Origin of the sequence: Anabaenopsis tanganyikae CS-531 (genome assembly GCF_029891675.1) — a bacterium.
Taxonomy (GTDB): domain Bacteria; phylum Cyanobacteriota; class Cyanobacteriia; order Cyanobacteriales; family Nostocaceae; genus Anabaenopsis; species Anabaenopsis arnoldii.
Map to the genome: position 1 here is coordinate 1 of NZ_JANQDF010000180.1, position 11,264 is coordinate 11,264.

10 protein-coding genes and 1 pseudogene are annotated in these 11,264 nt (G+C 42.8%); 5 read left to right on the forward strand and 6 right to left on the reverse strand.

The genetic code is table 11. The features are described from left to right. A partial coding sequence (locus tag NWP22_RS17565) for a zinc ribbon domain-containing protein (RefSeq protein WP_425332623.1) occupies positions 1-260 on the reverse strand: 260 nt, incomplete at its 3' end. Then, the gene (locus NWP22_RS17570) at positions 239-490 is read right to left on the reverse strand and encodes a hypothetical protein (protein WP_280802169.1); all 252 of its coding nucleotides are present in this window, start codon (positions 488-490) and stop codon (positions 239-241) included. The genes NWP22_RS17570 and NWP22_RS17565, both read right to left, overlap by 22 nt. Positions 491-620: 130 nt before the next feature. On the opposite strand from NWP22_RS17570, the gene NWP22_RS17575 reads away from it, so the two are divergent. From NWP22_RS17575 to NWP22_RS17590, 4 genes are all read left to right on the forward strand, one after another. Then, positions 621-1,016, forward strand: coding sequence for a hypothetical protein (locus NWP22_RS17575; protein WP_271732170.1), 396 nt, complete (start codon positions 621-623; stop codon positions 1,014-1,016). A gap of 378 nt (positions 1,017-1,394) precedes the next feature. Beyond that, on the forward strand, positions 1,395-2,045 hold the full coding sequence (locus NWP22_RS17580) for a pentapeptide repeat-containing protein (protein ID WP_271732158.1): 651 nt from the start codon (positions 1,395-1,397) through the stop codon (positions 2,043-2,045). A 15-nt stretch (positions 2,046-2,060) separates the two neighbouring features. After that, positions 2,061-2,885, forward strand: a complete 825-nt coding sequence (locus NWP22_RS17585) for an SDR family oxidoreductase (protein WP_280802170.1) — start codon at positions 2,061-2,063, stop codon at positions 2,883-2,885. An 18-nt stretch (positions 2,886-2,903) separates the two neighbouring features. After that, positions 2,904-3,827: an alpha/beta fold hydrolase gene (locus NWP22_RS17590; protein ID WP_280802171.1), complete on the forward strand. Its 924-nt coding sequence runs from the start codon at positions 2,904-2,906 to the stop codon at positions 3,825-3,827. Here the strand turns inward: NWP22_RS17590 and nblS are convergent. After that, a complete protein-coding gene (gene nblS / locus NWP22_RS17595) occupies positions 3,803-5,719 on the reverse strand; it encodes a two-component system sensor histidine kinase NblS (RefSeq protein ID WP_280802172.1) in 1,917 nt (638 codons plus the stop codon). The genes NWP22_RS17590 and nblS overlap by 25 nt on opposite strands. A 340-nt stretch (positions 5,720-6,059) precedes the next feature. Then, positions 6,060-7,334 carry a phosphoribosylamine--glycine ligase gene (gene purD / locus NWP22_RS17600; RefSeq protein WP_280802173.1) on the reverse strand — a complete coding sequence of 425 codons (1,275 nt, stop codon included), beginning with the start codon at positions 7,332-7,334 and terminating at the stop codon, positions 6,060-6,062. Positions 7,335-7,608: 274 nt separating this feature from the next. Between purD and NWP22_RS17605 the strand changes: the two genes are divergently transcribed. After that, positions 7,609-8,265, forward strand: a complete 657-nt coding sequence (locus NWP22_RS17605; RefSeq protein ID WP_271732166.1) for a hypothetical protein — start codon at positions 7,609-7,611, stop codon at positions 8,263-8,265. Here NWP22_RS17605 and NWP22_RS17610 read toward each other — a convergent pair. Both NWP22_RS17610 and NWP22_RS17615 read right to left on the reverse strand, forming a co-directional pair. Beyond that, positions 8,262-8,510 (reverse strand): annotated as a pseudogene (locus NWP22_RS17610) (hypothetical protein); the annotation flags it as partial. The gene NWP22_RS17605 and the pseudogene NWP22_RS17610 sit on opposite strands and share 4 nt — an antisense overlap. A 291-nt stretch (positions 8,511-8,801) precedes the next feature. Next, on the reverse strand, positions 8,802-11,264 hold a 2,463-nt coding region (locus NWP22_RS17615; protein ID WP_280802174.1), incomplete at its 5' end, for a Calx-beta domain-containing protein.

The following is an 11,264-nucleotide window of genomic DNA, read 5'->3' on the forward strand; positions in this document are numbered from 1 at the left end:
CCTAACCCCTCTATCCCGTCTGCAAAAGCGTTCAGGACTGCTTTTCTTAATATGTTGTACGCCCCATTTAAATCAGCGTTTATTAACCTTCCATTGGAAGCTTTATACAACCCACGAGCTACTCTTCTACCACTAAATACACCTTCTGCCCCTTTTTGGTACTCGGGGATATTATCAAGGTCAAGAAAACTAGCCTTAGAGGTATAACTTTCTTCGTTGATAATAACTTTAACGCCAGCTAAGTTAGCTTTATAAACCAACTGCTGGATAAATTTATAGTGCGGTATCTTTCTAAGTTGTCTTTTGACCCATTATCAGAAACACGGCAGTAGATAGCTACAACTTTGTTAGGGTTTTGGTTAGTTTCAGGTAGATTAATAATTATGGTTCCTGTAGGTTGTTGATAACCTGTGATTACGCCGGATTTGTACCAACGCCACGCAGTTCCATAACTTATCCCTACCTTTTTTGCATAATCAGATAGTTTCATTCATTTAATGATCGTACACTCATAATATTATACTATAAATGTACATAAATGACTATAAATTCATTAAATTATTGTGAACCTGCAAGAAATTTACCCCTGTCCTGTCTGTCGCGTCGGTAAAATTTCTCAGATGCCAATGATGGAAACTATGGCCTGTGACTTCTGTCATGAGATTTTTACTGTCAACCTAGAAGAACAACAAATCAAAATGCCTTCTCGGCAACCCCCACTGATATGGCGCTGGAATGGCTTTAACTGGACAGAACCCCAACTAGAAGGGGTGGAACTGGGTTGGGGTTATGGTGCAGCAGCAATTGCTTTTGTGGTTATCCCAACAACTATCATTGCCCTAGCTGCTTATTACTTACCCCCAATATCTGATAGCCCCATTACTTGGTTACCCTATATCTGGACAATACTCACTTTTTTGTCACATTTATCAATTATTATCTGGATTTTGGCAGAAATTTATCAGTTTCCACTTATGACTTATTGGAGAGCCAGGCATCGGTGGAGAAGTAGGTAACAGACTATACGTTAAATATACTATAGCCTTTTTCAGGCTCATGAAGTAAACACCAATTCCCTGTTCCCTGTTCCCTGTTCCCTGTTCCCTCAAACTAAAAAAAATTGTACCTCACGAGCATGGTAAATGCTATATGTGGGAATTTAGGATCAAAAGGTTATTTATGAACTGAGTTACCTCAAACAGGCTTGTATAATATTTAAATCTCAGTTAGAGAAAAACTATTCTGCTGGTGGAATCCATGCTGGTGGAGAATCACCCGCCCTAGGGCTTGACTAGGGTGGAATTCTCACTAATTCCCACATCAAAACTACACTGGAGTAGGTTTGATCTGGCAGCTGCATCACTCATACTTAAGATTGTTCACAAAAATACCTGATGAGCGAGATGGAGCAGTATTATCGAGTTTTGGAAATAGAACCTGGAGCCACACTTGAGGAAGTCAACCAGGCTTATAAAGACTTGGTTTTCATTTGGCATCCTGATCGCATTCCTCAAGATAATCTTCGTTTACAAAAGAAAGCCCAAGAAAAGCTCAAAGCTATTAATGAAGCTCGTGATCAATTGCGAGCTTTAAATGGCAAGAAGCATAACCATGTTGCTCATTCTCCGGTATCTCCACCCAAAAAACCACCCCACACTACCTACAAACCACCTAGCCCTAACCCGGATTTGAGTGGTAAGAACTTCAGCGGCTCTAACCTCAGCAACAAGGATTTATCTGGGCGAAACTTGAGTTATGCTAACTTGAGTGGCGCTGACCTGAGTGATACTTTTATGCATAAAGTCATTCTCCGGGGAGCAAATTTATCTCAAGCCAATTTGTTTAGAGCTAATTTACTTTTAGCCGACCTCAGAGAAGCTAACTTACGCTCTACTAATTTAATTGGCGCTGACCTGAGTGGCGCTGACCTGCGCGGAGCCGACTTGACAGGGGCGCGGATTCGTTCGGGCGATCGCCTACTGGTAAAATTAATTGGTGCTAATTTAGCCGGTGCAATTATGCCCGATGGTGCCATCCATAGTTAACAATCAGTTTGATTTATGAACATCGCCATTATTGGTTGCGGTTACGTTGGTTGTGCAGTTGCTCAATTGTGGCAGCAAAAAACAAATTTTATGATCACTGCTACCACAACCACCCCTGAACGTGTCCCCACATTACAAACTCTAGCCCACAAAGTTGTAGTTATCCAAGGCCATAACCGAGAAGGACTAAAATCTGTATTGCAAAATCAAAATGTTGTCCTGTTGAGTCTTGGGGCAAAAGGGGTCAATGTATACGCTGAAACTTACCTCAAAACTGCTGAAAATCTGGTGAACCTTTTACCAGATATTCCTACAATCAAGCAGATAATATATACCGGCAGCTATTCAGTTTATGGCGACCATAACGGTGGATGGGTAGATGAACAAACCCCACTTAGACCCACTCATGAGCGGGGAAAGATTCTCCAAGCCACTGAGGATGTATTGCTAGCAGCATCTACTGATCAACTGCGTGTTTGTATCTTCAGGTTGGGAGGTATTTATGGACCGAATCGGGAACTGATCAAAATATTTAGTACACTTCCTGGTACAACTCGTACCGGTAATGGTGAAGATGTCACCAATTTGGTTCACCTAGATGATATTGTTGGGGCGATAGAATTTGCCCGCCAACATTACTTAGAAGGTATTTATAATTTAGTAGATGATGCCTATTTAACTAGTCGAGAGTTACTAAGTCGCTTGTTTAAAAAACACGATTTACCCAAAGTAAAATGGGATAATACTACTACAAGTAACCGTCCATATAATGCTAAAGTATCCAACCGAAAAATTAAAGAAGCAGGGTATAAATTAACTCACACACACATTATTTTTTAAGAAAAAAACCCGATTAATATGGTAAATTCATTGAATATTAGAATATCTCCTACCCAGTTTTATACATGGAACAATTATTCTTGTGCCTATGAAATCCATGAACCAGCTAATTCCGCCAGTGACGGTATACCTTTACTTTTAATTCATCCGATTGGTGTGGGGTTATCGCGGCAATTTTGGCAAAGGTTTCGCCGCCAATGGTATCAAACAGGCCGTAAAAATCCTATTTACAATCCCGACTTACTCGGATGTGGTGAAAGTGATATGCCCCATGTGGCTTATACTCCTCAAGATTGGGCGCAGCAACTACATACCTTTTTATTAACAGTAGTTAAAAAACCTGTAGTAATTGTAGTACAAGGCGCATTATTACCCGTAGCCATAGAACTAGTACAGCAACAATCTTTAATTCTGGGGATGATTTTAGCTGGGCCTCCATCTTGGCCAGTAATTACTAAAAACGCATCACCATTACAGCAAAAAATAGCTTGGAATATTTTTGATTCCCCTTTTGGTAAGGGTTTTTATCGCTACGCACGGACAGAAAAATTTTTGCGTTCTTTCTCAATTAGACAACTTTTTGGCTCCGAGAATGCTGTAGATAAAGAATGGTTAAATATGTTATTCGCAGGGGCAAAAAATCTAGAAAGTCGCCATGCAGTATTTTCATTTTTGGCTGGATTTTGGCGACAGAATTATAGTAGTTATTTAGCTTGTATCAATCAGCCCACACTGATCGTTGTAGGAGAAACTGCATCCAGTATTAGCAAAGAAGGGAAACAAGAAACACCAGATGAACGCTTGGCTGATTATCTGGCCTGTTTACCCCAAGCTACGGGTATTAAAATACCGGGACGCAACGTTTTACCCTATGAATCAACAGGGGAATTTGTAGAAGCGATCGCCCCATTTATTACTCAGTTAGAAGCTGTCAAATCTTGAGGTACTTCTTCAAATACAGTCAAGTCGAACCAAAAAGTAGTACCCACACCCACCTCACTCACCAGATGCATTTGACTATGATGCCGTTCTATGATATTCCTAACAATAGATAAACCCAAACCAGTACCTTCTAAAGTGTGAACACGATTTTCCACACGGAAGAAACGGTCAAAAATCGCCTGTTGGTCTTCAGGGGCAATACCGATACCAGTATCCGAGACTTCCACCCGGACATGAGAACCCCGAATGTGTGAGTCAGGGTTTGTGTCCAGTTGGTAGGCGCGAATGACTACCTGACCACCCGGCTGAGAGAATTTCAAAGAATTACCTACTAAATTAGCTAATACTTGTAACAGTAAATCATAGTTGCCCACAACCAAGGGTAAATAAGGCTCTATTTCCTGAATTAATTCAATAGCTTTGTCCCTCGCATTGAGTTCATAAGTACGCAGGGTTTGTTCAATAGCTTGTGCTAAATCCACACCATCAAAATTGTAACTGCGTCCAGATTCGAGTTTAGACAAATCCAAAACATCGTTAACTAAACGGGTAAGTCTATCAGTTTCATTATTAACAGTTTGTAGAAAATCCTGTCTTTGTTCCACACTCAACTCTTCGCCATACTCATGCAAAGTTTCGATAAAAGATTTGATATTAAATAGAGGCGTGCGTAACTCGTGAGAAACATTACTAATAAATTGGCTTTTTGCCTCATTCAGTTCTACCTCACGAGTAATATCCTGCACAGTGATCGCAATACCTTTGATGCTCTCCCGTTGGAGATTGAGTACAGTAGTCAAAAGAATGCGGATAGTACGCTTAGTGGCTTGATTCAAATGAATACGGAACTCGGCGCTGTCACATTCACCCGCAGCCATTTCATACAAAGGACGGGTAATTTCCATCTGCACTGCTGAGGGTAAATGATGTAAAACATTACCCCCTTCAACTCCTATCCCCTCCCAGCCAAAAATCCGTCGGGCCGTGGGGTTAACTAAAATCACCTGCATACTGTTATCAATCAAAACAGCACCATCAGCAATGGTAGAAACCAGGGTTTCCAGCTTGGCTTTTTCTGCTGTTAATTCCTCAATATTTTGCTCCTCATAGCGTTCTAGACGTTCAGCCATTTCATTAAAGCTGAGAATTACCTCTCCGAGTTCCCCCCCTAAAGGTAAATCAATGCGCTGCTTGAAATTACCAGCCGCAATTTGTTTCACCCCTACTAACAGTTCTTTAATAGGCTTGGTAATAGTCAAAGCATTAATAACTCCAGCCAAAATCACCATCACCCAAATCGTGATAAAAACCGCAATAGTCACATCACGGGTGAAATTAGTAGAAATAACTGCCGTTTGGTTGGGGTTGATACCTATGGCTAAAACCCCCTGGTGTTTTTGATCAACAATTAGGGGAATAAATACATCCGTGACTACTCCATCCGGGGTTATATGTTGCCGCACCATGGGCTCTTTCCGCTCATTGGTGTAATCTTCTGGTAGTTGTATCCGTCGTTCAATGGTGAGGGAGTTTTCTACCTCTTCCAAAAAAGGAATGCCAAAAAATATTTTCCCAGTTTCATCAGCGTAGAGCATATAACGCACACTAGAGGTGCTGCTGTAGAAGCGTTGGGAAAATTGCTGGGCTTCAGTGAATTTGTGGTCAGCGATCAGGGGAGCAACGTTAGCAGCAAGCAGTAGTCCTAGGTCACGACCAAAGCGGGTGTCATTCATGCGCGCATCTTGCTGAATTGTATTCACAGCCCAGAATGTGAGGCCACTCATGACCAAGGACACCACCAAGGTGGCCACAGCCAAGAGTTTGGTCTGGAGGGTGAACTCTGACCACCAGTTAGCAATTGCTTCCCGGAGTGTTTTTAAAGGAGCCAGCATTCTAAATCAACTTGTTAGTAGTTTTCCTTATTTAACCGTTGGACAAAACCTACTAAAATCTCTTAGTGTAAAAATGCTTAATAGTTTTGTCTTTATAAAGGCATAACCTTTAATAGTACCACGGCTGCACTCCCTATCCCTTTTGTGTGTCAAAGTATAGGGAAGATTTTCATTACGATTTGTAACGAACCGTTGACATTCGCATTAATCTTAGTTTCATTACTGGATTGACCCCTAACAAGTGAAAAATTAATAGTTGATGTTATCAATATATTAATTGAAATATCAGGATTAGCCATGACCTGTGCTGGGAATCAAAGCGCAGCGCCAAAGCTAAATTCTACTTGAGCACTCGATGACCGATATCTTGGCGGTAATATACCCCCTGAAATTGGATTGATTTGATTCCAGTGTATGCTTGAGCGATCGCCTGCTGAAAATTTTCACCGATGCCCGTTACATTTAACACCCGTCCCCCATCTGTAACTATTTCTTCTTGCTGGTTTAATTTTGTACCTGCATGAAATACCGTCACTCCCGCGGATTCAGCCTCTTTGATTCCCGTAATCACTTTACCCGTGTCGTATTTACCAGGATAACCCCCTGAAGCAGCGACCACAGTAGCCGCCGCCCCTGGTTTCCAAGCTATAGGCGGCATTTCCCCTAAACGCTGCTCTACACAGGCCAAAATCAATTCCTCTAGGGGTGTTTCTAACAGTGGCAAAATCACCTGAGTTTCCGGGTCACCAAAGCGACAGTTAAATTCTAACACTTTGAACTCGCCATCGGGGGCAATCATCAAGCCCGCATACAGCACCCCCCGATAGTCAATACCTCTAGATTTTAAACCAGCGATCGCCCTTTCCAACACTTCAGCTTGAATCCGCGCCATTAACTGGGGTGTAGCAATAGGTGCGGGGGCGTAAGCTCCCATCCCGCCGGTATTTTCCCCTGTATCCCCGTCTCCAATCCGCTTATGGTCTTGAGCGGGGAGCAAAGGGCGAATAGTTAACCCATCAGTCAGGGCTAAAACTGATACCTCTTCCCCAATCAAACATTCTTCCACTACCACAAAATTACCAGCACTGCCAAACTGTCCCGCAAAAATTGCCTCAATCGCACCTTCCGCCTGTTCTTGAGTTGTGGCGACTATTACCCCTTTACCGGCCGCTAAACCATCGGCTTTAATAACTATAGGTATTCCCTGGGATTTTACATAGAATTTAGCAGCCGTGGCTTCAGTAAATACCGCAGCCTTGGCTGTGGGAATCCCCGCCTCTTGCATTAAGGCTTTAGCCCAAGCTTTACTAGCCTCTATTTGCGCCCCAGCTCTCCCTGGACCAAATACCATCAGTCCTTGACTTTGCAGGTAATCTGTAATTCCCATTGCTAGAGGTACTTCTGGCCCCACTACCACCAAAGAAATGCCATTTTCTAGAGCGTATCGGCTCATCCCCTCAAAATCATCTACAGCCAAAGGTAGGTTCTGACAACGTTCTAGAGTAGCAGTTCCCCCGTTTCCTGGTACACAAACAACTTGCTCAAGCCCAGATTGTAACAGTTTCCAAGCCAGGGCGTGTTCCCGCCCTCCATTACCAACAACTAAAACTTTCACTGATTTCCTCATGTATCCCTGATCGAGAATACCTTAGCAGCTCTGATGAATCAACCTTTAACAATTTCCCATGATGCCAAATGAGTTTGAAACAAAACGTATCACGGCAGGTATTCGGTGTACAAATCAACCAGTTGAGTTTCTCCCCCAAAGGTAAGGTAGGTATTTATCTATTTCTCTGTCTTAGGGTAGATGACGAAATTCTTTTATACTCCTTAGTTGCCACAAAAAATACTGTCTATTATTATACCTTTGTTGGAATATTCAGAAAAATATGGCTAATTGTCCTAATTGTGGTTCTACTCACATTCAACTCAAAAAGGAAACTCAAGTAAATTGGGGGCGAGCCGTTACTGGTTGGGTTTTATTTGGGATTGTAGGTGGTGCAATAGGTGCAGTGACAGGGGAGGCTAAAAATGCTAATGTTTGTATGGATTGTGGTACATCTTGGAAAGCTGAAGATATCTATAAAATTCTAGAGGTTATTAAAAAGTTAGCTAGCATAACACTAGATTTATCTAAGGAAAAACACCGTTCATTTCTGAATAAATTTATCTCTACAATTGGTACTTATATAGAGGAAGTATCCGAAACTGAAAAAAAAGCAGAGGCATTTCTGACCAAAGCCAAACAAGAGGCGGAAAGTAAATATTTCGTTCTATCTGGTTGTGGTTGCCTCTTGTTGATATTTAGTGTATTTTTTGCCTTTTCTGCATCGGCTGCCGATATTGCTGGTTTCGCTTTTATTCTAGGTCTATTAGTATTCATAATAGGTTTTGTGATTGATGCTAGTATATCTCATGCCAACAAAGAAAACATTAAGAAGGAAATAGAAATGGCGGAAGCCAAAGCAGAAGGAATGAAGATTAAGGCTCAAGAAAAACTGAAAGCAAAAGTCAGCCTTTTTGTGCTGAATAATCCTCTGAATTAAAGTATAATCTGCCAATCAAAATACCTATAGTCCCAAGCATTACTTACCCCTGGTGGGTCTTGGTGGATGAGGAGACGCAACCCATTTAATCCAGCTAAAATTGCCGAACCATTATGAATCAGGGTCGCTGCTAAGGGATGCAACCCTAGGGTAATAGTTAGTCCTAAAGCCGCTAAATTGGGGAATATTACTAAACCAATATTTTGTTTAATTACCGCTGCGGTTTCACGGGCGATCGCACTAGCTTATCACCCGTCATCTATATTAAGGTACTCAAGAGGTTGTCTGTATTTTGAAAGCTTGTTTAATAAATGTTAATATGTAATTTTCATCACCAGATGGGCAATATCCCCCACTTCTCCGAAAATTTATCACTACCTGACAAGATCATAGTCAGAAGTCGGGGATATGAGTAACTAATAAAATCGATCGCACTACCACCGAAATCACCCAGAGTCCCCAGAACAGAAATATCACAGTCATTCGGGGGTAGGTTTGGATTTGTTGACTGTTGACCGTCAACCGTCAACCGTCATCTATATTACAGTGCTGAACTGAGTTAAATGTGCTTGTATCTGGGTTAAATCCCTGGTAGCATCAGGAGCGATCGCACCTTCAATTAATTTGTCACCAGGGAAAGCAGTAGAACCAAACAGATGGCGTACTATCATAATCCCATCGGAAAGAGCTTTAATTTCTCCATTCCCGTCAATATCTAGGTATTTGTTATCTACCCCGTGTTGTAAGTAGGCTTGAATTTCTGCTAGGTTGCGAGTAGCATTAGGAGCGATCGCACCTTTAGTTAATTTATCACCAGGGAAAGCACCAAACAGATGGCGTACTATCATAATCCCATCGGAAAGAGCTTTAATTTCTCCATTCCCGTCAATATCAAAATTCCACTCCTGCTTACTGACTAAAATCGGGTCTGCTTCTAGGCTATAACCAGGGGCTAAATTATCGGAACTAAGATTAAGTTGAGTTCCAGTAAAGTTACCAGTGGTGGTAAAGTTAAAATCTCCTAACTTTAATGGTAGGGTTTGACCAGGCCAATTAGCAGCAAAGCTAGTATACCCAAATTGGATATAGCGATCGCTTTCGGGGTCATTGTCAAAGTCCCCACTATCAGGTAAATCTGCCAGTGGAACGAATAGATCGTTAGTAAATAGGTTTTCTGCAGTTTGGAAGCTCAATTCATTAGAATTGTAGTGCAACCGCAGACTAATACCCGCAAGGGCATTCTCACCAGTAGAGGTATTATAGAACAGGGGAATAGATACATTACCACCAGGGAGAGTCATTAAATTATCTAATGATGTAATTTGTTGGCGATCGCCCTGCACTGGTGGTGTATCATCATTTTCAATTGTCCCGGTAGCTGTGGCGGTGGTAATAGTAGCATTACTGGGGTTAGATAGGGTAACGGTAAAGGTTTCCTCTGGTTCAACTACCCTATCACCTTGCACATTGACTGTAATTACTTGGGATGTTTCCCCTTGTGCAAACTCAACCTTACCCGTGGGGAGGGTTCCCCCGAAGTCATCAGCGTTAGCAGGGTTGTCACCTGTACCTGTAACTTCCCAGTTAGCACTACTTTCATCTGTGGTGTTCCCAGTGCGGGTAACTGTGAAGGTAAAGGGGGTAGTACCTGTGTTACCTTCTGATTGTATGGCGGTGGTGGGGGCGATTATTATAGATGGTTGCTCAGTTGGGGCTTGAGTAAACTGACTCACATCAATGATTTGCAATCCTGCATCATAATCAGCGACATAGGCGTAGTTCCCCACTACTTGTACATCATAAGCATCGCCAGGGGTCTTGTAACCGCCTTGGAAGATGGGGTTAGCGGGGTCGCTGATATCTATGATTTGCAATGCACCAACATCAGTGACATAGGCGTAGTTCCCCACTACTTGTATACCCAGAGAAACGCCAGTGGTATCGTAACCACCGGTGCGGGTGGGGTTAGCGGGGTTGCTGATATCTATGATTTGCAATCCTGCTTCACTATCAGCGACATAGGCGTAGTTCCCCACTACTTGTACACCATAAGCATAGCCAGTGGTATCGTCACCGCCTTTGAAGATGGGGTTAGCAGGGTCGCTGATATCTATTATTTGCAATCCTGACCGCCCATCAGCGACATAGGCGTAGTTTCCCACTACTTGTACACCATAAGCCTCACCAGAGGTATCGTAACCCCCCGTGCGGGTGGGGTTAGCGGGGTCACTGATATCGATGATTTGCAATCCTGCTTCACTATCAGCGACATAGGCGTAGTTCCCCACTACTTCTACACCATAAGCCTCACCAGAGGTCTCGTAATTGCTGAAGGGAAAAACATTGAGGGTGATATTGCCTGTTTCACTACCATAGCCATCCACCGCTAGGTAATAGGTAGTTCCGGGAGTGATGTTAAAACTCACACGGCTTTCTGTACTAAAGTCCCCCAAGTCATTATAGTCCCCCAAGTCATTATTCTGTGCTACTAATGTCAAACCATCCACAGTATCACCGGTGAATACAGATAACACCGTATCAAAATCACTGCCAATGGTATCTATACTAACTTCTGCGGCGGTAGCTGGGGCAGTCCAACTCCACCAAGCGGAGTTAATTACACCCCGCTGGGCTGGTTCCCCTATTTCCCCGGTAAAGCCGATGTTACTACCAGTGATGATATTTCTGCCATTAATGATGATGGCATTGACAAAGTTGTCATGAGATGGATTTATTAAATCATCATTCCTAATCGTCCCGGTAGCAGTATTATCCGTGATAATAGTGGCGTCGGTAGCACCAGACAAAGTGACGGTAAAAGTTTCATTGGGTTCTCCTACCCCATCACCTTGCACATTGACTGTAATTACTTGGGAGGTTTCCCCATCTGCAAACTCAACCGTACCCGTGGGGAGGGTTCCCCCGAAGTCGGTGGCGTTAGCGGGGTTGGTTCCCGTACCTGTCACCGCCCAGTTAGCAGTGCTGATACCTGTGGTATC

What these genes read in the sequence shown, in the direction of transcription:
- NWP22_RS17575 (WP_271732170.1), top strand. Translation starts at nt 621, where the DNA reads ATGCCAATGATGGAAACTATGGCCTGTGACTTCTGTCATGAGATTTTT.
- NWP22_RS17590 (WP_280802171.1), top strand. Translation starts at nt 2,904, where the DNA reads ATGGTAAATTCATTGAATATTAGAATATCTCCTACCCAGTTTTATACA.
- NWP22_RS17570 (WP_280802169.1), bottom strand. Translation starts at nt 490, where the DNA reads ATGAAACTATCTGATTATGCAAAAAAGGTAGGGATAAGTTATGGAACT.
- NWP22_RS17605 (WP_271732166.1), top strand. Translation starts at nt 7,609, where the DNA reads ATGGCTAATTGTCCTAATTGTGGTTCTACTCACATTCAACTCAAAAAG.
- NWP22_RS17580 (WP_271732158.1), top strand. Translation starts at nt 1,395, where the DNA reads ATGAGCGAGATGGAGCAGTATTATCGAGTTTTGGAAATAGAACCTGGA.
- NWP22_RS17585 (WP_280802170.1), top strand. Translation starts at nt 2,061, where the DNA reads ATGAACATCGCCATTATTGGTTGCGGTTACGTTGGTTGTGCAGTTGCT.
- nblS (WP_280802172.1), bottom strand. Translation starts at nt 5,719, where the DNA reads ATGCTGGCTCCTTTAAAAACACTCCGGGAAGCAATTGCTAACTGGTGG.